23 protein-coding genes are annotated in these 23,185 nt (G+C 48.3%); 15 read left to right on the forward strand and 8 right to left on the reverse strand.

The genetic code is table 11. From position 1 onward, the window contains the following. The first annotated feature begins 139 nt into the window (after positions 1-139). On the forward strand, positions 140-1,351 hold the full coding sequence (locus N7E73_RS17685) for an L-serine ammonia-lyase (RefSeq protein WP_432736250.1): 1,212 nt from the start codon (positions 140-142) through the stop codon (positions 1,349-1,351). An 82-nt stretch (positions 1,352-1,433) separates the two neighbouring features. Here N7E73_RS17685 and N7E73_RS17690 read toward each other — a convergent pair whose 3' ends face one another. Next, positions 1,434-1,778: a DUF190 domain-containing protein gene (locus N7E73_RS17690; protein WP_432736251.1), complete on the reverse strand. Its 345-nt coding sequence runs from the start codon at positions 1,776-1,778 to the stop codon at positions 1,434-1,436. Positions 1,779-1,804: 26 nt separating this feature from the next. After that, the gene (crcB, locus tag N7E73_RS17695; RefSeq protein WP_432736252.1) at positions 1,805-2,185 is read right to left on the reverse strand and encodes a fluoride efflux transporter CrcB; all 381 of its coding nucleotides are present in this window, start codon (positions 2,183-2,185) and stop codon (positions 1,805-1,807) included. A gap of 67 nt (positions 2,186-2,252) precedes the next feature. Between crcB and N7E73_RS17700 the strand changes: the two genes are divergently transcribed. The 4 genes from N7E73_RS17700 to aat all read left to right on the forward strand — a co-directional run bounded on the left by N7E73_RS17700 (position 2,253) and on the right by aat (position 6,557). Beyond that, positions 2,253-2,828, forward strand: coding sequence for a class IV adenylate cyclase (locus N7E73_RS17700; RefSeq protein ID WP_432736253.1), 576 nt, complete (start codon positions 2,253-2,255; stop codon positions 2,826-2,828). Between the two features lie 131 nt (positions 2,829-2,959). Continuing rightward, positions 2,960-3,268, forward strand: a complete 309-nt coding sequence (clpS, locus tag N7E73_RS17705; RefSeq protein WP_432736254.1) for an ATP-dependent Clp protease adapter ClpS — start codon at positions 2,960-2,962, stop codon at positions 3,266-3,268. Position 3,269: 1 nt separating this feature from the next. Continuing rightward, the gene (gene clpA, locus N7E73_RS17710; RefSeq protein WP_432736255.1) at positions 3,270-5,591 is read left to right on the forward strand and encodes an ATP-dependent Clp protease ATP-binding subunit ClpA; all 2,322 of its coding nucleotides are present in this window, start codon (positions 3,270-3,272) and stop codon (positions 5,589-5,591) included. A 240-nt stretch (positions 5,592-5,831) separates the two neighbouring features. Next, complete coding sequence (gene aat, locus N7E73_RS17715; RefSeq protein ID WP_432736256.1) at positions 5,832-6,557, forward strand: leucyl/phenylalanyl-tRNA--protein transferase; 726 nt, start codon at positions 5,832-5,834, stop codon at positions 6,555-6,557. 61 nt (positions 6,558-6,618) lie between these two features. On the opposite strand, the gene yihA is transcribed toward aat, so the two are convergent. Then, positions 6,619-7,245, reverse strand: a complete 627-nt coding sequence (yihA, locus tag N7E73_RS17720; protein ID WP_432736257.1) for a ribosome biogenesis GTP-binding protein YihA/YsxC — start codon at positions 7,243-7,245, stop codon at positions 6,619-6,621. Between the two features lie 131 nt (positions 7,246-7,376). Here yihA and N7E73_RS17725 point away from each other — a divergent pair, with 131 nt between their 5' ends. From N7E73_RS17725 to N7E73_RS17735, 3 genes are all read left to right on the forward strand, one after another. After that, complete coding sequence (locus tag N7E73_RS17725) at positions 7,377-7,832, forward strand: type II 3-dehydroquinate dehydratase (protein WP_432736258.1); 456 nt, start codon at positions 7,377-7,379, stop codon at positions 7,830-7,832. A gap of 177 nt (positions 7,833-8,009) precedes the next feature. Continuing rightward, complete coding sequence (efp, locus tag N7E73_RS17730; protein ID WP_432736259.1) at positions 8,010-8,570, forward strand: elongation factor P; 561 nt, start codon at positions 8,010-8,012, stop codon at positions 8,568-8,570. Positions 8,571-8,641: 71 nt separating this feature from the next. Further along, a complete protein-coding gene (locus N7E73_RS17735) occupies positions 8,642-10,885 on the forward strand; it encodes a DNA translocase FtsK (protein ID WP_432738885.1) in 2,244 nt (747 codons plus the stop codon). Positions 10,886-10,949: 64 nt separating this feature from the next. Here the strand turns inward: N7E73_RS17735 and N7E73_RS17740 are convergent, their stop codons facing one another. Then, positions 10,950-11,417 (reverse strand): L-2-amino-thiazoline-4-carboxylic acid hydrolase, encoded by a 468-nt coding sequence (locus N7E73_RS17740; protein ID WP_432736261.1) that lies wholly within the window; start codon positions 11,415-11,417, stop codon positions 10,950-10,952. A gap of 60 nt (positions 11,418-11,477) precedes the next feature. Here N7E73_RS17740 and lolA point away from each other — a divergent pair, with 60 nt between their 5' ends. Beyond that, positions 11,478-12,125 carry an outer membrane lipoprotein chaperone LolA gene (lolA, locus tag N7E73_RS17745; protein WP_432736262.1) on the forward strand — a complete coding sequence of 216 codons (648 nt, stop codon included), beginning with the start codon at positions 11,478-11,480 and terminating at the stop codon, positions 12,123-12,125. A 35-nt stretch (positions 12,126-12,160) separates the two neighbouring features. Here the strand turns inward: lolA and N7E73_RS17750 are convergent, their stop codons facing one another. From N7E73_RS17750 to sucD, 3 genes are all read right to left on the reverse strand, one after another. Next, a complete protein-coding gene (locus tag N7E73_RS17750) occupies positions 12,161-12,880 on the reverse strand; it encodes a 4Fe-4S double cluster binding domain-containing protein (RefSeq protein ID WP_432736263.1) in 720 nt (239 codons plus the stop codon). Positions 12,881-12,982: 102 nt separating this feature from the next. Continuing rightward, positions 12,983-14,077, reverse strand: a complete 1,095-nt coding sequence (locus N7E73_RS17755; protein ID WP_432736264.1) for a glycosyltransferase — start codon at positions 14,075-14,077, stop codon at positions 12,983-12,985. Continuing rightward, positions 14,070-16,166: a succinate--CoA ligase subunit alpha gene (sucD, locus tag N7E73_RS17760; protein ID WP_432736265.1), complete on the reverse strand. Its 2,097-nt coding sequence runs from the start codon at positions 16,164-16,166 to the stop codon at positions 14,070-14,072. The genes N7E73_RS17755 and sucD overlap by 8 nt, the downstream gene beginning before the upstream one ends. A 284-nt stretch (positions 16,167-16,450) precedes the next feature. Here sucD and N7E73_RS17765 point away from each other — a divergent pair, with 284 nt between their 5' ends. After that, complete coding sequence (locus tag N7E73_RS17765) at positions 16,451-17,224, forward strand: hypothetical protein (RefSeq protein WP_432736266.1); 774 nt, start codon at positions 16,451-16,453, stop codon at positions 17,222-17,224. A gap of 9 nt (positions 17,225-17,233) precedes the next feature. After that, complete coding sequence (locus tag N7E73_RS17770; RefSeq protein WP_432736267.1) at positions 17,234-17,725, forward strand: hypothetical protein; 492 nt, start codon at positions 17,234-17,236, stop codon at positions 17,723-17,725. Here N7E73_RS17770 and N7E73_RS17775 read toward each other — a convergent pair. Then, a complete protein-coding gene (locus N7E73_RS17775) occupies positions 17,717-18,892 on the reverse strand; it encodes a polynucleotide adenylyltransferase (protein ID WP_432736268.1) in 1,176 nt (391 codons plus the stop codon). The two genes, N7E73_RS17770 and N7E73_RS17775, sit on opposite strands and share 9 nt — an antisense overlap. Positions 18,893-18,970: 78 nt before the next feature. Between N7E73_RS17775 and N7E73_RS17780 the strand changes: the two genes are divergently transcribed. From N7E73_RS17780 to N7E73_RS17795, 4 genes are all read left to right on the forward strand, one after another. After that, on the forward strand, positions 18,971-19,651 hold the full coding sequence (locus N7E73_RS17780) for a TVP38/TMEM64 family protein (RefSeq protein ID WP_432736269.1): 681 nt from the start codon (positions 18,971-18,973) through the stop codon (positions 19,649-19,651). Positions 19,652-19,698: 47 nt separating this feature from the next. Continuing rightward, complete coding sequence (locus N7E73_RS17785; RefSeq protein ID WP_432736271.1) at positions 19,699-20,874, forward strand: cyclic nucleotide-binding domain-containing protein; 1,176 nt, start codon at positions 19,699-19,701, stop codon at positions 20,872-20,874. Between the two features lie 9 nt (positions 20,875-20,883). Further along, positions 20,884-22,050 (forward strand): cyclic nucleotide-binding domain-containing protein, encoded by a 1,167-nt coding sequence (locus tag N7E73_RS17790; protein WP_432736272.1) that lies wholly within the window; start codon positions 20,884-20,886, stop codon positions 22,048-22,050. Between the two features lie 118 nt (positions 22,051-22,168). After that, on the forward strand, positions 22,169-23,092 hold the full coding sequence (locus N7E73_RS17795) for a biotin--[acetyl-CoA-carboxylase] ligase (RefSeq protein WP_432736273.1): 924 nt from the start codon (positions 22,169-22,171) through the stop codon (positions 23,090-23,092). Positions 23,093-23,185 lie beyond the last annotated feature (93 nt).

The raw sequence follows: 23,185 nt of genomic DNA on the forward strand, positions 1-23,185 counted from the left end.
AGCGCGTTATTGTTGATCGTAATTATTGTATTTTTTCGACATAAGAAAAATATGCTGTATTTTTTGTTCAACTCGTAATATTAATGGGTCTAGGTTGTGTTTTACGGGTGATAACAGAGAAAGGGTATAGGTGTTTATTATGGAGTCGTTAAGGGAGCTATATAGAATCGGGGTCGGGCCTTCATCAAGCCATACAATGGGACCCAAATTTGCTGCAGAAAAATTTCTTAAAAAAAATCCTGATGCGCCGAGTTTTAGGGTAACCCTGTTTGAAAGCCTTGCTGCTACCGGCAAAGGGCATTTGACTGACTGGGCTGTGCTGAGTGTTCTTGGAGAAGAACGCACTGAGCTTATCTGGAAGGCGGAAGAGAAGATGCCTGAGCATCCCAACGGCATGTATTTCGAGGCCCTGGATGCAGATGGCGGGATTTCCGATTCATGGAAGGTATACAGTGTCGGCGGAGGTGCCATTCGTGAAGAAGGAGCACCTGCCTTGAGTGCCGGTGTTGTTTATTCTCTCAGCACAATTGCTGACATTATGGCTCACTGTGAAGAGAAGGGCATTACTTACTGGGAGTATGTTGTTAAGTGCGAGGGTTCTGAAATATGGGATTTCCTGCGTGAAATATGGCAGGTCATGGATGCGTCCCTTGAGCGTGGACTTGATGCAGAAGGTGTCCTGCCCGGGTCCATAGGATTGCGCCGTCAGGCCAAATCATATTACCGCCGTACCCGTCTTGCCGGGGCTGATATGCAGTTTACCGGCATGACCACTGCGTATGCCCTTGCCGTATCGGAAGAAAATGCAGCAGGAGGAAAAATCGTTACAGCCCCCACTTGCGGGTCTTGTGGTATTGTTCCTGCCGTTCTTAAATATCTTCAGAGAATACATGACCTCAAGGAAAACGACATAATCCGCGCTCTGGCCACTGCCGGTCTTTTTGGAAATGTGATCAAGACCAATGCCTCAATTTCAGGTGCAGAAGTGGGCTGTCAGGGCGAGGTCGGGTCAGCATGTGCCATGGCATCAGCAGCGGCAACCCAGCTTATGGGCGGAACCCTGCGGCAGATTGAGTATGCTGCGGAGATGGGCCTTGAACATCATCTTGGCCTTACCTGTGATCCTGTGGACGGTCTGGTGCAGATTCCCTGCATTGAGCGTAATGCCTGCGCCGCGACCAGAGCCCTAGCCCGTGCACAGATGTCCATCCTGTCGGATGGAACCCATCGCATTCCTTTTGATGAGGTTGTGGCGGTAATGCGCGAAACCGGTCATGACCTCCCCAGCCTTTACCGTGAGACATCTGGGGGTGGGCTGGCAAAGGCATATAACTCCCGGTGCAAGAGATAGTTCTCCCGATTTGAATCAGGCATTTATTTAAACTTAAATTCCCCGGCTGGCTGCAAGCAGGCCTGCCGGGGAATTTCTTTTATTATTTCTGCCCTTTGTTATGGATATGCAGGATAACTTCGACTTCGTCAGTGGTAACCAAACCTTCGGTCATGTTCTCTTTCAGAAATTCCTTGAATTTTTCTATCTTATCAGCGCGGTCAACAATTTCGATGATAAGTGGCAGGTCTTCGGACAGTCTCAGTATGGAGGTTGTACGAACCTGGCTGTTTTCGCCATAGCCCATTACTCCGCGGTATACCGAAGCTCCGGCTAGACCTTGGTGGCGTGCTTCTTCCACGATTACTTCATATAGCGGTCTGTGCCTGATGCGGTTTTCTTCACCAGTATATATTTTGAGTCTTACGGCTTTTTCAGGTAGGGTCATATTATACTCCATTGCTTTCAGATGGATCAGGCTACTATAAGGCGGCCAAGCGCCAGACCTGCTATTACGCAAACAAATCCGAGTGCGGTCTGTCCGCCAACATTAAGGGCAGCCATGGGCCAGTTGCCGGATTTCAGCAGTGTTGTGGTTTCAAACATATATGTGGAAAAGGTTGTAAATGCCCCCATGAATCCGGTAAGAATCATGAGACGCATTTCCGGGGGGAGTCCCAGCCTGTCTTCAAACAGACCGGTAACAAGGCCGAAAAGCAGGCATCCCATCATATTGACCGCACATGTCCCTGCCGGGAATGGGGAGTCTACCATTTTTTGAACGGCACCAGAAACCAGATACCGGCAGAGTGTTCCTGTGGCTCCTCCGGCCGCGATGTAAAAATATTTCTGCATTTTTTTAATCCTTTTATGTAGATCATTTAAATTACGGTACCACTTCAACTCAAGAGAGAAAAGATAAATGGCGCTTGAAACCGAGCTGAAATATGTGAATGCAGACCTGGACGGATGCAGGGAAATCATGGACAGGCAGGGTGGACATAAGCTTTCCCGGCATTATGAAAGGAACTTGGTTCTTGATGATCCGGGGCGGACTTTGTTCAAAAGGTCTGCTCTGTTGCGTGTCCGTCAGGCAGACAGGGTAACTATGACCGTGAAGCGGATTCCAGCCCTGGTCAGCGAAGGTAAGGCTAAGGTTTATGTGGAGCATGAAACGGAAGTTTCAAGTTTCGACGAAACAGTGGCTGCTTTGCAGGTGCTTGGATACCATCCTGTATTCAAATATGAAAAGATCCGTGAGGAATGGGAATTTAAGGGGTGTCATGTCTGTCTGGACCTCCTTCCGTTCGGCCCGTTTATTGAAATAGAGGGTAGTGAGGACAAAATATTGTCCTGTGCTGCATCGCTCGGGTTGGCCGAAAAGGATTCCTGCAAGAAGACTTATCACGAGTTGAACCGGGAATTCAGACTGGTTAATGGATTACCCGCAGATGAAAATTTTGTTTTCAGGCCTGAGGAAGCTAAAGCTCTACTTTAAAAAGAATTGTAGTGTTGGGCTATTTAGAGAAAGTCTAAGCTTAAAAACAGGCAATTCTTCCTCGACAGGTGGGTAAATTGTACTTATTCTTTAATAAAATCAAACTGTAAATAATAAACAAAATTTAAAAAATGCCTGAATATAAAGAAGAATTTGAATCTGATGTCCTGCTGGAGGATAAGCTTAAAGAACCCCGGAAGTTTCGTGTTCTCCTCCATAATGATGATTATACTTCCATGGAGTTCGTTGTAGCCATACTGATGCAGGTTTTCAGAAAAACTGAAGAGGAATCCACGGCTATTATGCTCAAGGTCCACAATGAGGGGGTCGGAGTGTGTGGAGTTTATACGGCAGAAGTTGCTGAAACACGCGTTGAAATGGTCAGGCAGCTTGCAAAGCAGGCAGGCTATCCGCTGAAATGCACAATCGAAGAGGTCTAGTATGCTCAGTAAAGCATTGGAAAAAGCTCTGACTTCTGCGGTTAACGAAGTCAGGCTCAGGAATCACGAGTTTCTCACTCTTGAACACCTGCTTTATGCGATAATTCAGGAAGAAGTCGGCGCAGACATCGTTGCCGGGTGCGGTGCCGAACTCAACAGACTTAAAAGTCAGCTCGAACGTTTTTTTGACGAAAACCTTGAGCCTCTCCCCAGCGGCGTTGATACTGAAGTTATTCAGACACTTGGGGTGAGGCGTGTGCTTCAGCGGGCCATCTGGCAGAAAAAGGCAGCCGGAAAGGATCTCGTGGAAGTCGGTGACGTGATTGCAGCCATGTTTGAGGAAGAGGACTCATATGCGGTCTATTTCCTAAAAACACATGATATTTCACGTCTTGATATTCTTGAATATATTTCACATGCCATAAGCGAAGGGGATTGGGCGGAAGGCCTGGATATAAGCCCCAGCCCAAGGCCGGGAACTAGTACCCCGGGTGGACCCGGAATTGAGCAGAAGCCAGGAGCAGGTAAGGACGAAAAGAAATCCCCGTTGGAGGAGTTCACCACCAACCTTACCCAGAAGGCGCGTGACGGTAAGATCGACCCGCTCATCGGGCGTGATGATGAGATCGAACGCACCCTTCAGGTTCTTGCGCGCCGGCGTAAGAACAATCCCATTTTCGTTGGTGATCCCGGGGTGGGTAAAACCGCAATGGCAGAAGGTCTCGCGCTGGCTATTACCAAGGGTAATATCCCCGCATCCTTCGATAATGTTGATATTTATGCACTGGATATGGGAGCCCTGCTTGCCGGAACCAAGTATCGCGGAGATTTTGAATCTCGGCTCAAAGGTGTTCTGGCCCAGCTTAAGCACAAGGCAGGGGCTATCCTCTTTGTGGATGAAATTCACACGATCGTTGGCGCCGGAGCTGTCAGCGGCGGATCAATGGATGCATCCAATATTCTCAAGCCGTTTCTCGCCTCTGGGGAAATTCGCTGCATAGGCGCCACTACCTATGAGGAATATAAGAATCACTTTGAAAAGGACCGTGCGCTTTCCCGCCGGTTCCAGAAAATCGACATAACCGAGCCTTCTGTGGATGAAACCATCGAAATTCTGCGGGGACTCAAACCATATTACGAAGAACATCATAATGTGGTCTATTCGCCTTCGGCTCTCAAGGCTGCTGCCGAACTTTCGGCCCGCCACATCAATGAGCGTTTCCTGCCCGACAAGGCCATCGACGTTATCGATGAGGCCGGGGCTTATTACGGGCTCAGCCAGCGTAAGCGCAAGGGCGACCGCATTCTTGTGTCTGATGTTGAAAAGGTTATTTCAAAAATGGCCCGCATTCCGGCCAGGCGCATAACCATGTCTGACCGAACCCGCCTTCAGGAGCTGGATCAGAACCTCAAGGGCGTTGTATTCGGACAGGACGAGGCTGTTGATATTATAACCAAGGCTATCCTGCGGTCCCGGGCAGGCATGAAGCAGGTCGGTCGGCCTACCGGTTCTTTCCTGCTGACCGGACCTACCGGGGTCGGTAAAACCGAACTTGCCCGACAGCTTGCCAGTACAATGGGTGTTCATTTCATGCGTTTTGACATGAGTGAATATATGGAAAAGCATGCTGTGGCCCGTCTGATAGGTGCTCCTCCGGGATACGTCGGTTTTGATCAGGGAGGCCTGCTGACCGAGGGAGTGCGTAAGAATCCGCACTGCGTAATTCTTTTTGACGAAATCGAGAAGGCGCACCCAGATGTATTCAACATCCTGCTGCAGGTGATGGACTACGCGACCCTGACCGATAACAACGGGCGCAAGGCAGATTTCCGTCATGTCGTTCTGCTCATGACATCCAACGCCGGAGCGCGGGAGATGGTCAAGGGAGGAATCGGGTTCGGCTCCAGTGTAAAGGGTGGAGAGGACAAGGATCGGGGACTCAAGGCTGTTGAAAAGATTTTCAGCCCTGAATTTCGCAACAGGCTTGACGCCATTGTTCCGTTTAATTCCCTGAAGCTTGAAGTAATGGAAATGATCGTTGAGAAGTTCATCAAGGAACTCAACGGTCAGTTACTTGATAACAAGATAACGGTGGAGCTCGACAAGAAGGCCAGACACTGGCTGGCTGAAAAGGGGCACGATCCTGCTTACGGTGCACGTCCCATGGCCCGCCTGATCCAGACATCCATTAAGGATGAAATTGCTGATGAGATTCTTTTCGGCAAGCTGGTAAAGGGTGGGACTGTAAATGTTTCCACTAAAACCGACAAGAAGAAGGACGAAGAGGTTCTGAGTTTCAAGTTCAAACCTCTTGGCAAGTAAATCGATTCCAATGATCGGGGAGGGGAGCCTTAAGTAATTATGGTTTTCTTCCCCGTTTTTTAGCTGGAAAAATCGTCTGACATGCTGGGTTTTGTTTCTCCCGGCATCATGTGTTTTTCAACTGCAGACTCCGGTATCTATTCCGAAATATTCTTGTTCTATCTATAAATGCGTTCCTTCCGGTTGATTAAATCCGCCGTTCGTTTATTATTCAGTATCAGTCTTTAAAAAAGGAATCGTATGGTAGTTTACAGATTGATAGAGGACCCCATTTTTCCTCATCCTGATGAAGCTGAACCGGATGGTCTGCTGGCGGTGGGGGGCGATCTCAGCCCGGAGAGACTGCTCACGGCCTATGCGTCAGGCATATTTCCCTGGTATGATGACAATTCGCCCATATTGTGGTGGTCACTTAATCCCAGATTGGTGCTTTTTTTTGATAATCTTTACATTTCCCGCCGGGTTAAGCGCAAGATAAGACGCCGTGAGTATACAGTAACCCTTGATAAGGCTTTTGACGATGTGATTGCCAACTGTGCTGCAAAGTTTCGTCCAGGACAGTCCGGAACATGGATTGTTCGCGATATGATCAGGGCTTATGAAAAGCTTCACAGGCTGGGATTCGCCCATAGCGTAGAAGTCTGGAACAGTGAGGGTAAGCTTGCCGGAGGGCTTTATGGAGTCTCTCTGGGGAAGGTCTTTTCCGGTGAGTCCATGTTTTTTCTTGAACCGGACGCTTCCAAGATAGGGTTTTCCTATCTGGTGCAGTTCCTGAATAACCGGGAATTTCATTTTGTAGACTGCCAGCAGCCTACCGATCATTTAAAATCTCTGGGTGCTGAAGAAATGGACCGCAATAAGTTTCTGGATCTTCTCGACGAAGCCCTTGAGTATCCTGCGCTGCGGGGAATGTGGGATTTTATGCCCGGTGAGTACGATTTGATCACGCAGTCTCTGGGAGGCTGACCAATTCCAGTCAAAATCAAGGCCCCTATATGCTTACAGGGGCCTTGATCAGTTGTAATATCTACTCTTCAGGCGATTCTTCTAATCCGGTTGGTTCGATCTGGTCAGCCAGTTCAGGCATTGCGGTCAGGTCCAGCAGCTTCCAGAGCTTGGTGCGGTTCATGCCGCTTTTGCTGGAAGTACAGATCGGTTTGACCTTCAGAATATCTTGCCACTGGTTCTGGACTTTAACCCTGTCTTTCTGTTTGGTCTTGTCTGCTTTGGTCATGATCGGCAGAATCGGCACATTGCAGCGCGTGAAATATGAGATCATTTCAAGATCATTCTTCTGCGGGGAAAGGCGGCTGTCCAGAAGAACCGCTGCGGCTGCTATGTAATTGTTGCCCTGCAGATATTTGTCGATCAGCTTGCCCCATTTGGCGCGCTCCGTCTTGGAACAGCGAGCATAACCGTATCCCGGCAGGTCTACAATGTAGTATCCGTGCGGAATAACTTCGTAATAGTTAAGGCTTCTTGTTTTTCCGGGGGTGGCACTGACTTTAGCCAGTTTTTTCTGACCGGCCAGACTGTTGATCAGTGAGGACTTGCCTACGTTGGAGCGGCCGGCCAGAATGATCTGCGGCACGGCGAGCTCTTCAAGCTGATTGATCTCGTAAACGGTTTTAATTAACGTAAGTAAATTATTCATAAAGGAGTGGTCCTTGATTATTGTTTTGTAAATGCAGCGAAGACTGATCACCCATTTATGATGGACAGTCAAGTTTCATGATGTTTCAATAAACAGTTTCGGTCAACCTGAAAAAAATAATGGTGTAAAATATGAAGACATTTTTGATCTTGAACGGGCCTAATCTGGGCTACGTCGGCAAGAGGCAGCCTGAAATATATGGTTCGGACAAAATTGAGGATATTCCTGATCACCTGAGAAAGATCATGGGAGACCGTGCTGATGAGATTCGGCTTGAATTTTTCCAATCCAATTCCGAAGGAGCGTTAATCGACAGGCTTGAAAAGGCTTGGAAAGATGGCATTGACGGGGTTGCCTTCAATGCCGGTGCATATACTCATACCAGTCTGGCCTTGGCTGATTGCCTTGCCTGGATAGGCATACCCTGTGTAGAAGTTCACATCAGTAATATATGGGCCAGAACTGAAGATCCCGTGCGTCAGAAAAGTTTTATGGGAAAACAGTGTATTGGAGTAATTGCCGGATTCGGAATTATGAGCTATGCCTTGGCCGTTCAAGCATTGTTCTCGCATGTGACAGCCGATTAGGCTTGGGGGAAACCTTGCCATGCGTTGAATTCAGTGGCTTTTCAGCTGTCTGACTCAATGTCAACAAGGATTGGACGAAGTATCGAATCGCTGTCGCTAACAAAGTTTAAGACAGCAGGGCATTGCCCGTTGGAGGCCTTTCACGGCCCTGCAAATTATATTTTATTCGGAGGAAACATGATATCCACTAAAGACTTCAGAAACGGACTTAAAATTGAAATCGAAGGTAAACCTTACGAAATCATTGAATTCCAGCACTTCAAGCCCGGCAAGGGCGGTGCTTTTGTGCGTACCAAACTTAAGAACATGCTCACCGGACGTGTAGTCGACCAGACCTTCCGTTCCGGCGAAAAAGTTGAAAAGCCCGACATGGCTAACAAGGAAATGCAGTTCCTGTACAAGGAAGGTACAGATTACGTACTTATGGATCTGGAAACCTATGAGCAGATGAATGTGCCTGCTGATGTTATCGGCTCCACCGGTGGTTACCTCAAGGAAGGCGAGACCAACAAGGCGCTCCTTTACAACGGTGAAGTCATCGGTGTTGATCTGCCTGCTTCCGTTATTCTGACTGTCGCTCAGACCGATCCCGGCGTTCAGGGCGACCGTGTGAGCAACGCGACCAAGCCTGCTACCCTTGAAACCGGTCTGGTCATCAACGTGCCCCTGTTCATCAACGAAGGTGACAAAATCAAGGTTGATACCCGTTCCGGCGAATATCTCAGCCGCGAAAAATAACCCCCTCTTCATGATTGCTTTGACCGGGGGGCGTGCGCTCCCCGGTATTTATTTTTTATAACCGCCCGCATATACGGGATCAAACGGAGGATGAGACACTGCCCGGCAAAAAGTTCGCAAAAGAAATTTCCGGAATGTTCTGGATTTTTTTAGCTGTATTTCTTTTTATCAGCATGTACTCGTACCATCCGGGTGATCCTACTCTGAATCAGGCAGTCAGTTCCGGCTGGAAAGTCAAAAACATGATCGGTCCGGCCGGGTCCTATGCTGCAGGGCTTCTGGTCGACATGCTTGGCATCGGCTCCTGGTTCATTCCGGTCTATTTTCTTTTTCTGGGAATTTCATCTTTTATTGAAACCCTGAAGCAGCCCTGGTGGCGCTGGCTGGGACTCGGGTTTCTTTATGTCTGCCTGCTGGCATGGGCTGCTCATCCGTGGCTGGTGGATTTCCAGAAAACACTGGCAATTCACGAGGGCGGTTTCATCGGCGCCATTCTTTCCAAGTGGTCATTCCTGTATTTGAAGCCTGTCGGAGCTTTTCTCTTCTGGCTTTTCACCACTATGGCCGGAATTCAGCTTACCCTGAATCTCAGCTGGGCCTCTATAGGCAAGCGCATCAGAACATTTTTTATTGATTTATGGTGCAAGAACATGGAGCGTTTTGACCGTAGGTCCAAGCGCATGAAGGCGGAGCGGGCTATCAAGAAGGCAGAGAAGAAGAGGGCCAAGGCTGTAAAGGAAAACGAAAAAGATTCTCCGGTTGAGCCCGAGCAGGAAGAAGACACCCTGTTAGTCCTCAAACCATTTGAAGATGCTCCTGTCAAAAAAGATAAACCAGTACAGAAGCCGAAGCCCAAAGCCAAAAAGATCGACACCAGTACTGATTTTCCTCCTTTGGAAATGCTGGCCGAGCCCGGTGAGGCCGGAGTTCAGTTCGATGCCAAGGTTCTTGAAGCCAAAACCGAAAGTCTGCGTGAATGTCTTAAAGACTTCAATATTGAAGGAGAAATTCAGCAGGTTACTCCCGGCCCAGTGGTAACAATGTTTGAGTTCAGGCCTGCTCCGGGGATCAAAGTCAGCAAGATCGCCAACCTGACCGATGATATTGCCATGGCCCTTAAGGCTGTGTCAGTTCGTATTGAGGCTCCCATCCCAGGAAAGGATACCGTCGGTATCGAGATTCCCAACGACAACAGACAGACCGTTTATCTGCGTGAAATTTTCGAGCACAAGTGCTTCACTGGTTCCAAGTCCATACTGACCATGGCACTTGGCAAGGATATTCAGGGAGTGCCTGTTTCAGCCGACCTTGCGAAGATGCCTCACCTGCTGGTAGCTGGTGCCACCGGAGCTGGTAAGAGTGTGTGTCTCAACGGTCTGCTGATGAGTATGCTTTACAAGGCCGGACCAGAGGAACTCAAGCTTCTGCTCATTGACCCCAAACGTATTGAGCTGGCCGTATACTCCAGTCTTCCGCATCTTGTACATCCCGTTGTTACTGACATGTCCCTCGCTAAGAGCGCATTGGAATGGGCCGTGTACGAGATGGATAAACGCTATGAGAACATGGCCCAGCTCGGAGCACGCAACATCGCAAGTTACAACGAAAAGCTGGCCAAGATGGAAGGTGATCTGCCTGAGAACCTTGAGCACCTTGAACCCATGCCTTTCCTTGTAATTATTGTTGATGAGCTTGCCGACCTTATGCTTACCGCCGGTAAGGATGTTGAGCAGAGCATCGTCCGTCTGGCTCAGTTGGCCCGTGCTGCAGGAATTCACCTGATCATCGCTACGCAGCGCCCGTCTGTTGACGTTGTTACCGGTCTGATCAAGGCGAACTTTCCCACCCGTATTTCATTTCAGGTAACCTCCAAGCACGACTCCAGAACCATTCTTGATATGATCGGAGCAGAAAAGCTGCTTGGACGAGGCGATATGCTCTTTAAGCCCAGCGGCGGCCAGCTGCGCAGGCTTCACGGTGCGCTTGTCGAGGATGACGAGATCAAGGAAGTAGTGGATTTCTGGAAAAGCAAGTGCCCTCAGGATTTCGAACTTGATTTTACTGACTGGAAGGACACCCCCGGTGGCTCCGGTGGTGGCGTTGAAGGCTTGTCCGGAGATTCTGATGACCCGGTTTACGGCGAGGCCGTACAGTTTGTAATGGAGCAGGGCAAGGCTTCAATTTCCCTGCTGCAGAGGCGGTTCCGCATAGGATTCAACCGTGCAGCAAGGTTTATCGAACAGATGGAGCAGGATGGAATCCTCGGTCCGCAGGACGGGAGTAAACCCAGAAACGTGCTGATAACCCGCGATTAGGGATGTTTTAAGGCCCCCGGCAGGGTCGCCGAAGGCATTCCATAGCTTAATTATGCTCCAAGAGTTATTCCCAGATGAATTCAAAGGGGCAGCAGTCTCCGCCTTCCGCGAGGGTGGTTGCCCGTTTCATGCTCAGCTTATCGCTGTAGCCTTTGGCAAAAGGCTCATCGCGGCAGCATGAGAGAATGGGGCATAATTCTTCCGGCAGACCCATGTCTCGGTATGATTCTTGATACCGGCAGCGGACAACCTTGATTGTGAGTATGTTGTTATCAACTGAGATTTCTTCCACAACAATAGCATCACCTTTCTTCCAGATTTCAACTACCGTTGCAAAATGGGCCAAAGAAGGCTTCTCTACCGTTGCAGCGAATGCCTGTCCCGCTTTGAATGCTGATTTTTTGAGATTTTCAGAAATTATTTCGAGGGCCTTCTCCTTGCCTGAAATTTCGGTCATTGTTTCGTAAAGATGACCGTACAGTTCAGCCTCAATCAGGCGGCGGGTAAGTTGTGATACAGGTTGTTCTTTCATAATTGATCCAAAAGAGTTAAGAATATTTTGTAGATGAACCCAAAATACATGAGGATTACAATGCGTTTCAGGATTTTGATTATTGCGATTTCAATATTGCTGGCCTTCAGTTCCTTTGCTCAGGCAGATGAGCTGACTGCCGAGATTCAGAAAACATATGATTCAATCAAAACCTTCAAGGCAGACTTTAGCCAGACATTGACCAATGCCGCAAGCAAAGAGCAGGAGATACGGTCCGGTAAGATTATCTTCAAGCAACCTTCTCTGTTGCGTTGGGAGTCGGTAAAACCGGAAAAAGAGTTGCTCATTGTTGGGGAATCAGTTGTGTGGGATTATTTTCCCGACGATAAGCTTGCACTGAAATACCGTACAAAACAGCTCTTCAATTCCAAGACCATGATCAAATTCATTTCCGGACAGGCCCGTCTGGAAGAAGATTTCGTGGTTGAAAACCAGGGTGATGATAATGGGCTGATCAAGCTCAAGCTGCTTCCCCTTGAACCGGAAACCGGTCTTGTGCTCGCCTACGTATGGGTGGACCCGATTAAGAAAATGCTGGTTAAAACACTCGTAGTTGATTTCTACGGAAACGGAAATGAAGTGGCTATGTCCAACATCGAGATCGACCCTGAAGTTGCGGATTCCGAATTTCAGTTCACTCCACCCGAAGGTGTAGATGTGGAGGACAACACACCCAATCCGGAATAAAGTCCGGGAGTTGAGTCTTTAGGCGGGCCATTACGTTAATTCGTGATGGCCCGCTGTTTTTTGGGCCGTCCCCAAGGACAGGTTGAGACACAGACCCCGCAGATATACCGCGCAATATGTCCGCTGCCGGAAACCCTGTTTAGATGCGCAACGCATGAGTCCAGATCGACCGCTTCATTGCGGGAGCTGTAGTGCAGGGTCGTGTTGACGTTCTTTATTGCTTTGGCCGGGCAGGCATCAGTGCAGTAAGTACATTTTCCGCAACGATTTTTAATCGGGCTGTCGGCAGTTATGTCCAGATCGGTGAGGATCGTTGTCAGGCGTACACGCGGTCCGTATTTGGGCGTGACCAATAACAGGGATTTTCCCTGCCAGCCCAGTCCTGCATTTATGGCAACCGCTTTGTGCGATATGTATGATGTGAAGCGTTCCTCACAGAGAATCTGGCTGGCAGGAATGGGTAGGGCACGGCCACCGTTATTCTGGATAAAGCTGCTAACTCTGCACGCGATATTGTCCAGCAGTGCGTTAACTCGCTGATAGTGTTGTGAATACAACTCTGTGGGGACATCTGTTATCCCGTCCATTATTCCGTCAGCCAATTGAACTGCGATGGAAATGGCTCGTGGAAATCCATTCAGAAGGCTTGCAGGTCTTGTTTCCATGTTGGCAAGCCTGTTGGTATCGGCAATTCCGATCAGATCTGCTCCCCATGATTTTGCCTCATTAAGCAACTTTTCTTTGAAATTATGCATTCTTCCTCCCAAGTTGAATTTAAACTTTGCGCTGAGATGAAGATACTGGCGATATGTCGGGGCAAATTCTTGAATAAAATTGCTCTATGTGCTTTTAGGTAATTATTTTTCTTCAATTACATCTATCAGCTTACCCAGTACCAGTGGCGTATTGAAGTTCTCAAGTACCCTTGTACGGCCTTTCTTGCCCATTTTTGTTCGCAGTTCCTTGTCGCGAATCAATTTTTCCAGTGCTGAAGCAAGTTGTTCGGAATCTCCGGGAGCTACAAGCAACCCTGTTTCTCCATTGGAGACCACTTCAGGGTTAGAGCTGGTGTCGAACCCGACGACTGGTTTTTCAAGCGTCATGGCCTCTACAAGTGCATACCCGAAACCTTCCCAGAGCGAAGGCAGACAGAATATGTCCTGTGCTGCATAGAATGATTTCATATTTTTAACAAAGCCAAGAAAGGAAACTCTTTCTTCAACGTCCAATTCAGCGGCATAAGCTTTAAGCTCCGCTTCCATTTGTCCTTTACCTGCAATCAGAATTCTGAACTTAAGGCCCTTTTGTTTGAGAATTTTTGCTGCTTCAAGAAGATGTTTCTGGCCTTTCTGAGCTGTCAGGCGGGCTGCATTTCCTATCACTACCACGTTGTCTTCAGTGGAGAAAACAGGTTCAACCGGCTGGCGGTCGAATTCATCAACGTCGAATCCGTTGTAGATCTGGCGTATTTTATCTTCGGAAAGTAGTTCGGAATTGTTGGCTAAAACAGTTCGTTTTGTTTCAAGAGAATTGACAATAAGCCTGTCCACTACGTTGGAAAAAATAAAGCGGTTGAGCCACGAATTTTTTACCGGAACGGCTATTCCGCGGCGGTAGATAACACGGTTTACTCCGGCGCGCTTTGCGGCAAAACCTCCGCTTTTCAGGTCTGAAGGTAGTGCGGTTATCAGTGTTCCTATGTTGTTGCTTCCGAAAAAATGTTTCAAGCGTCCCATGAGAAAAGGATTGAGGAAAGAAAGGTTGCCTATGCTTTCACTGTGAAGTGTGATGCCGGGCTCTTCCTTGAGCCTTTCCCGGAGTTCTGATTTATGGTTTGTAAGGACAAATACGTTGTAGCCTTTATCCCGCAGCAGCAGGGAAAAGTGGTGGTTCCACTTTTCCCCGCCGCCCCAGGCTTTGTTGCTGTTAAAAAAGCATACGTTTTTATTCACCTAATTTTATTCCAAGTGCGTCTGCTGTAAGCTGTGGGATAGACTCAAGGCTTGGACAGACGGTGAAACCTGCCTGGCGCATTTTCTCCAGTTTGCCCTGAACACCTGTTCCTTCCTTGAGGATAGCACCTGCGTGGCCCAGACGTTTGCCCGGAGGAGCTGTCTGACCAGCAATAAAGGAAAGTACGGGTTTGTCAAATCCGGTTTCGATCACGTAGTCGGCGAGATCCTGTTCTGCGGTACCTCCGATTTCACCAAGCACTATGACTGCCTTGGTTTCGTCGTGGTTGCGCAGCATCTCGAAGATGTCGGCAAAGGTGGTACCGATGTACGAGTCCCCGCCGATACCGATGGACAGGGACTGGCCTATGCCGACCTGATTGAGACGGTCGGCGACCTCGTAGGTGAGCGTTCCTGAGCGTGAAAGCACCGCCACAGGACCGGGGGAGAACGGAGTGGTGGGCAGGATTCCGATCTTGGTCTGTCCGGGGACGATCAGGCCGGGGGTGTTGGGGCCGACGATGCGGGATTTTCCGTCCTTGACCTGTTCCAGTACGTTGAGCATAGCTGACTGCACAATGCCTTCGGTAATGCAGACCACCCAGGGGATTTCGCATGAAGTCGCTTCAAGAATGGCGTCGGTGGCTAGTTTTGGTGGAACAAAAATGATGCTGGCCCCGATTTCATGGTGCTGCTGGGCTTCTTTGATGCTGTTGTAAACGGGTACTCCAAGAACTTTCTGACCGCCCTTGAATGGGGTTACTCCGGCTACAATGTTCGAGCCGTATTCCAGCATAAGCCGGGTATGGAGCTGACCTTCCTGGCCGGTAATTCCCTGAACCAGTATCGGGGTGTTTTTGTCTATGGTGAATTTGCACGGAGATTTGTAACCGATGTCCTTGGGTCTGGAGTCAGGCATGGCTGCAATTGGTTCAGCGAATTCAATTTTCTGGGCATTTTCGGGCTTGAGGGTGGCAAGCAGGTCGAGGGCTTCCTGCATATTTCTGGCCCGGTGAAGTTTATCGCCTTTTATTTCCTTGAGAACCTGAAGGCCTTCCTCTGCGCTGTTCCCGGACATGCGAACCACGATTGGTTTTTCCGGTTCTCGACCGCCGAGGGCGGCCACGAGGGCTTTGGCAACAAGCTCACAGGAAAGGATTCCGCCGAAGAGGTTGATAAGGATGGCTTCAACCTGTTTATCGTCGAAAAGCAGCCGCAGAGCGGTTTCAATTCTTTTCTGGTCCGCAGCCCCGCCGAGGTCGAGGAAGTTCGCTGCAGGGAGCCCGGAGAAGTTGAGGGCGTCCATGGAAGCCATGGCAAGACCTGCCCCGTTGGCTATGAGGCCCACCCATCCCTTGAGGGAAACGAAGCTCATACCGGCATCGCGGGCGATGTTTTCAACCGGAGTGGAGTGTTCGGGCTGGTAGTATTTTTCAAAGGCCGGGTTGAGATCGACAATGTTGTCATCCATCTCTATTTTACCGTCGAGGGCAAGGAGCTTTCCGTATCCGGTCAGAGCTAACGGGTTGATTTCAGCCAGAAGCAGGCCGTAGTCGATCATGGTTTTGTAGATATTCTTTACGATGTTGCTGAAATCAGCGAAAAGCTCCTTGGCGATGCCGATGTGGAAGAACGCGGCCCGTATCTGGTTGGGCTGCAGACCTCCGGGAAGGCTTATTTCCTGAATGAGGAGGTTTTCAGGACCCATGTTCTCAATCTCGACTCCACCTTCGCGCCCAACGGTCATAATAACCTTACGACGCTGACGGGACAGGGTCAGGGAGAGATAAAATTCCTTGCGGATATCAACCGCAGGCTCGGCTCTCAGGAAAGGAACCTTGTGCCCCTTGATTTCCATTCCCAGAATCTGACGGGCAACCTTTTCATAGTCTTCTCGGGAATCCACCTTCTGGATTCCTCCTGCTTTGCCTCTTCCGCCTACTGGAACCTGGGCTTTGAGAATCCACGGCAGGGGGAAGTAGGGTTCAAGGCCGGGAAGGTCTTTCTCTGTGATTTTAACCCCGGTGGGGACAGGAAGACCGGCAGCTTCTTTAAGCAGCACTTTGCTTAAGTGTTCGTTGAGCAGCATACTCCCTCCAGTATGTCTACGGTTGAATTGTCAAAAAGCGCAGTTAATTTGAGCAGGTAATTCAATGCGCTGTAATCCCTGAGTAATCACTTTCAGTCGATTTTCAGATGATACTCGTGCCCATAGCGTATAATTCAATTATATGGCACTCTCAAGTTTAATTAATGAATTCATTCAAGGTTTGACGATGTTTTTGTTCATGAACCTTGATAAATAAAAGGAAAAAGCTGAAAAAATATTTTTTCAGAATAAAATTCCCTGTCATTGGGATTTGAAGGAATTTTATGGCTGACTTTAAAGATTTATCTGATGCTTTAACGGATGAAGTCCTGAGCGAGATGGCTGACTCCTTTTTCGGAGCCCGAGTGGATGTGGATGAAGCGCTGGAGTTTTTTCATGAGGTTTCTGAACAGCTTCATGCGAAGCTTTACAGTATTTTCAGGGCTTGCGTTCTGCTGGAAAAAATTTGCCTCGGGCGAAAGGAGTTTGACGATTTCTGGATATCTGCCGGTATAAGTCGCGATCATTTTCATTATCCTCAGGGGGTGGAGTGTGCCGTACCAAATGAATCCCCGTCTTTTTCATTTACGTCAAAAGGTGAGTATATAAAGTGGTTTACCATAGCATATGAGCTTCTTTCCTACCGTATTACCGACTATATGCATGGAATCTACAGGGACGACGGAAACGGGCGCAAGGTCCGTACTGCCAACCGTGAAGATTTCTTCAGTATGGCAGAGGAGATCAATATCAAAATCGAGAAGGTGAACCGCAACGTCACTGCTTCCGATGTTCTCCATTTTACCAAATCCCTCGACCCCACTGAACTACAGAAAGAGAATATTGCCGGCTGTGTAGGGCCGATGTGTAAAGCGATTGATGACGAGATGGCATTCAAGGTGATTACTATAAAGGACATCGAATTTCCGGAATTTCCGGATCTTCCTCATAAGAAGGAAATCAGTTCGTATATTTCTGAATTCTGTTCGATTACCTATTCCAGCGAAAAGGATCGTGTTAAGGCTTTGCTCAAGGAACTAAAGGAAAGTGTGAAATAAGGAGCTGTTATGAATTCAAGAAGACTGGTGACGCTGTTTTGCGGATTGATTTTGACTCTTGTTCTGTCTTCTGCTGCTGTTGCGCAGGACCAGAAGGCTGTTCCTGATTCCAAACCCAAGCAGACGGTGGCTGTTCCGGAAGTAAAGCAGGAGGCAGCTGGTATTCCGGTTGTTGTTGAGCATCTTGGAAATGACGAACTTGGTGGCACTCTTGCTCTGAAGTTAAAGGAGAACTTTAGGAAATCAGTTCTTTTTAAATTTGCTGACAAGAGTGAGAAAGGGGTGAGGATAAAGGTCGTTTCCCGCAGCGAGTTCTCTGAGCGTCCCGAAATTGGTTCGGTTTACGCCGTGGTCTGGACTTTTGCCGAAAGTCAGGATGTTGTTCCTTTCTATCTTGCGGAGGAGTTGGGGCTGGTCAGTCAGCGCAATGTTGAGAGTGCGGCCTCCGCACTGATGAATCGTACTGATAAGATCGCTGAAGAGTACAAGTATTTATTTTAATATATTCTGCCAGACTCGGCCCCGGCGAAAGCATTTCAGCCGTGAGGCTCGTAGGCTGCGCAGTATTTCCCCTGATTTTTCTCCCAGATTTCGGTCTTTGGCTGGCAGGGATACCTTGAGTATCTCTGCCAGATCTTTTGATGCATCCTGAAGCACATCTTCGCCGCGGTCGGCCCGGCACAGTTCACGCATGTTTTCCAGCAGGCCACAGATGTGAAGCTTCATCAGCAGGTCTACTTTGGTTCCCGGCCTGAGCTCATTGTAATTCCCAGCTTTCATGTGCAGAATGGCGGCTGTTTCCCCCGCACGGATGAATCTAGTCGGCAGAAACAGTCTTTCTCCGAGATTTCTGGCCGGGATTGATCCGGCTTTGTCATGGCTGTGGTGGGACGGCAGTTTGTGTTCCGGCGTCAGGAGCTTTCCAAGATCATGACACATGGCCATCCAGCATGTAAGGGAATCTCCTGCCACCCGATCCATTATTTCGGCAATATGTCCAGCAACTGACTTGTCGTGATATTGCGGTGGGCCAGCCGGAATGCTGTCTGCGTTCTTAAATTCAGCGAACCAGTGATCAAGGCAGTCTGTTTCCATGAGCATGCGCAGGAAATTACCGGGCCGTTGAGCGCTCAGCCCTTTGCGCAGTTCTACACCCACCCGGTCAGGCGCAATTGTCGTCAGCCAGCCTTTATGTGCTGCTTCTTTCATGCCTTCCAGAAGGTCGTCATGAGGTGTGAAATCGGGAAATCTGGCCATGAATACGGCCGCCCGGAAAACCCGCAGCGGGTCTTCACTGAACGTTCTGCCAAAGCAGGGACGAAGTCTTTTTGCGTAGAGGTCTTTAAGACCATCTGGGTGGGCATACAGATTTCCTTCCTCGTCAAGGGCAAAACTGTTTACCGTGAAGTCGCGTGCCTGGAGATCAAGATCTATTGTTTCATCCACAGATCGGCCTGTCATTCTAGGCATGGAAAATTCCAGACCTTTCATAAAAAATATTTCGTACGATTTTCCCACGGGGCGTGCCTCAGGAAACTCGCTCAGGAAATCTTCTGCGGAGCCAGATGCAATAAGATAGTCTCTATCATTGGGCTTAAGGCCAAGCAGCATATCCCTGACAGCTCCGCCGACGAGCATGATTTTCAGGTTGTTTTTTGATCTTAGCATGTTCGTTCTTTTGATTATATTTATTTGAAACTGTATGAGGTTCTTGCTAATTTTATCGTTAATGATAACTTACGCAAAATGAAAAATAAAATTTTGCTGCTGGGCCTGCTTGTCTCGATTATTGTCATGTTCTTTGCGTTTGATTTGGATAGGTTCTTTACTCTAGAGTACCTGAAGAATTCAAGGCAGGAATTTCAACTCTTTTATGCTCAGAATCCTTTTTTGAGTGTGTTTGCCTTTTTTCTTCTCTATGTGCTTGTTGTCGGAGTCAACCTTCCGGGAGCTGCTGTGCTTGGGCTGGCAGGGGGAGCTCTGTTCGGTTTTACCGTGGGTGTAATTGCCATCTCTTTTGCAAGCACGATAGGGGCCACATTGGCCTGCTTTTTTTCCCGATACCTTTTCCGTGATTATGTGCAACGGAAGTTTGGAGACAGGCTGGAAAAAGTGAACCGTGGAATAGCCGAGGAGGGAGGTTTCTACCTCTTTTCCATGCGTCTTATTCCGGCTATTCCTTTTGTTGTGATAAATCTGGTTATGGGTCTGACTTCCATGCGGCTCAGGACATTTTACTGGATATCGCAGATCGGGATGCTTCCGGGGACTATGGTTTATGTTAATGCCGGAAAAGAACTGGGAAAAATTGATTCCCTTTCCGGCATAGCACAGCCCGGTCTGATAATCTCATTTGCGATACTTGGACTGTTTCCGCTTGCTGTCAGAAAGGTTGTTTCTTTTGTCAAAGCCCGCAGAAGTGTGTAAGGTCATTCCATTGTTGATCAAATATTAAAACAAATTAAGATATGGTTATGATTCCGAGAACTTCACCGAGTATTCGTACTTTTCACAAAGGCAAAGTTATTTTCGCAGAAGGTCAGGAAAGCAAGGTCGCCTACATGATCAAAACCGGAACGGTAGATATCTACCGTAAGGTGGAGAGTAAGAAAACTGTGCTTGCGACATTGCGCCGTGGTGACATCTTCGGGGAAATGGCTCTGCTTACCGATCAGAAGCGAACAGCCTATGCCGAAGCCTCCAGCTTCTGCGAACTTGTGGTTCTTACCGAAGAACTTATGAACAAGCTTCTGGATGCTTCGCCGGGAACTGTTAAAAAGATAGTGGAACTGCTTGCCAAGCGAGTGGTTGCTACCGACGGCAAGTCCTCCGGGCTGGAGAGAAGCGATTCCTTCATTTCATTGGCAACAATGCTGAATCTTGCTTATAAGGAGTACGCATATACTCCCAAAAACAAGCGTTCAAAAATTGAAAATTATGATCTCGGTCTTTCGGTGAAGTCCTTTACCGATACGGTAAAGGGACTGACCATGTTCTCCTCCCTTGAAATTGAAGCCTTCCTTGACAATGTCTACAAGCTGCGCCTGATTGACCTTAAGACGCCTAAGAAAGGGGACAAGAGCGCTTTTGTCGAAAGGTATATCTTTATAAACAATATCCAGCAGTTCATGCCTTCTTTGCGGGGACTCTACAAGCAGATGAAGGAGATTGGTGCCAATGTCGAATATCGCATGAATTACATGAGTTTTGCCGACCTTGCCCAGAAAACAGGAACAACTCCTGAACTGATCTATAAAAAATTGATTAAGGAGGAGATGCCGGAGAATCTGCTGTTCTTCAACCGTGAAAAGGCAATTGAGTGGAGTAAGGATAAGGAGGACGGGTTCTTCAAGAAGTTCAAGCGTCCGCGCAAGGCTCTTGAAGATCTGGAAAATGCTGATGACCTTATCTACATTGACAATGCGGCCCTTGCTGAAGCCTTGAAAGGGCTGGATTTTTATAAGATTTCGGTTCTTTTCTCCGCAGGAGACAGTCAGAACAAGGAAAAAATCAAACGCAACATCGGACGCAAAATGGCGAGCATTCTGCTCAGCGAGCCGCCGAGAGATCGTTCCATGTCAGATCCCGAAGTTCTCGAGTGCTGTGATGAACTGTTTGATACCGTCAGAAAACTTAAAGGTGTAGGCTAGGATGAAATTATGGACAGACTTGCGGAAAGGAGAAGGGAAATGAGTGCCCAGAAACCTTTATCCAAGACTTTCAACAAGGGTGACGTTATTTTCCGTGAGGGGGAGAAGGGGAACCTTGCCTTTATGATTCAGTCTGGAACCGTTAATATCATTAAGAATATTAACGGTAAACAGAGTGTCCTTGCTACTCTCGGTCCCGGTGAAATTTTCGGTGAGATGGCTATCATATGCAAAGCCCCAAGGGTTGCCGGTGCCGAGGCTTCTTCAGAATGTACGGTCATGATTCTTACGGCCAAGCTGCTTCTGCTGCTTTTGAAAAAAAGCCACCCAACAGTATTCCACCTGACCAGAATTCTGGCTTCCAGGCTTGCAAATTCAAACAGGACTGTTTCTGAAAACCGCAGCGACAATTCATGGATGACCTTTTGCCGGTTGCTCCATCTCAAGCACCGAATCATAGAAACCAGCCCTCCGGATGACCGCCCGCTGGGCATCAATTTCGATGATTTCAGCAAAGAGCTTCTCGATATCACCAACATGCCCAAGGCTGAAATCAGCAGGTTTGTGAAGAACGCGATCGGCTTCAATATGGTTTCAACTACCAAGATTGCCAACCAGCCGTATATCATTATTACCGATCCGGACAATTTCCTCTTTGTTGCGGAAAACCTTTCCGGAGATATAAATAAGTTCGGAGGAAAGGTCAGCCTAGCTGACTATATGGATATTGACGATTTTGCAGCCATGGTCGATTCCACCCCCGAAATGATCTACAAAAAAGTCGGGGTAGCTGAATTTCCTGAGGATATATGCGTTCTGCACAAGGATGCCACTGCACAGTGGGCTGAAAAGAAGGGGGATCGTTACTTCAAGGAAGCCAAGCGTAAACGTAAGTCCATTGATGAACTTGAAGGTGTAGAGGATATCGTCTTTGTTGATATAGGAACACTCAAGGAGGTTTTCAAGCGGCTTGGCTATTATAAACTTGGTATTCTGCTGGCTATAGCTGAAGAAGAGGCAAAAAAACGGATAATGATGTCTATTTCAAAGAAAATTGCGGATGCAATTATGAAAGATGCAAAATCTTCCGACGCAATAAGCCAAAGCGAAATTGATGATGTTCAGGAAGAACTGATTGAGATGATCCGGGAGATCAAGTCCGGCGCGGAAGAATAATATTATTACTGCTTGTAATGAGTTTCAATTGTGTATACCGCTGTATAAATTTTAAAAATCGTGTATTATTGATTTGTGGACCCTTGCCAACAAAACATCTGACACGGGAAAGTGAAACATGATAAGCAGAATTACAATTATAAGCGGTAAAGAGGGTAGCCCCCTGCCCCAAACATCTCCTGAACAGCTTTTTCAGGGGCATCCGTTGTGGGCCAGGGATATTGAAAGTTTCAGTCCCTGGAACATGGATGATGCTGAGTACAGAACCTATTCCACATGGCTTTCCGGTGCCAGAAAAGGTATCCCGGTAGCCATATGCGGATCGTGTGTTTCAAGTCTCGATGTTGCATGGCGGCTTAATGCTCTGGAAGCTCTTGGTGAGTGGGGAAGTGTCCTTGCTCTGGAGCAGGAAACCGGGCGCGGACAGGTTCGCCGGGAATGGATATCCCCTCCGGGGAATATCTACGGCACCATCAAATGGCCGGCTATGGATTCAGGGGAACCCGGTGAGCCCAGACCGGTCTGGAACAGGATTCTTCCACTGGTTGTCGGTTATCTGGTATGCAAGGCTCTTAAGGACCTTGGAGTAGAAATCCAGCTTAAGTGGCCTAACGACATCCTCATTGATGGAAAGAAAGCAGGCGGCATACTCATTGAGGAACGGGATGGAGTTATCATGGTCGGAATCGGGCTTAATCTGGCCTACGCTCCTGATCGTGAGCTTCTTCGTCCTGATCATGCCGTACCTGCCGGTAAGATCAATACCGATGATATGCAGCTCGGTCCACTTGAAACATGGATTGAGATGATCAAGTACTTCCGCAACAACTTTGATGCAATCATCGAGTCCCAGGAAGCGGAGAACTTCATATATGAACTGGCCGATCAACTTGTCTGGTTCGGAGAAGAGGTTCGTATCGTGGATGGCCCTGAAGGCGTTGACCGTGGAGTTATCTGCGGACTCCGCTCAGACGGTGGACTTGTTGTGGAAAAGGATGGAGAAAAACATACTGTTTATTCCGGTTCCGTCATGCCCCTATAGCTTGCATTGCTTGCTAACTCCTGATTTTTCCTTGACATGCGCGGCTTGCTGAGGAAATGCTCTTCTACGGGACAAGGCTGTCAGGGAAGCAGC

Origin of the sequence: Maridesulfovibrio sp. FT414 (assembly GCF_050916235.1) — a bacterium.
Taxonomy (GTDB): domain Bacteria; phylum Desulfobacterota; class Desulfovibrionia; order Desulfovibrionales; family Desulfovibrionaceae; genus Maridesulfovibrio.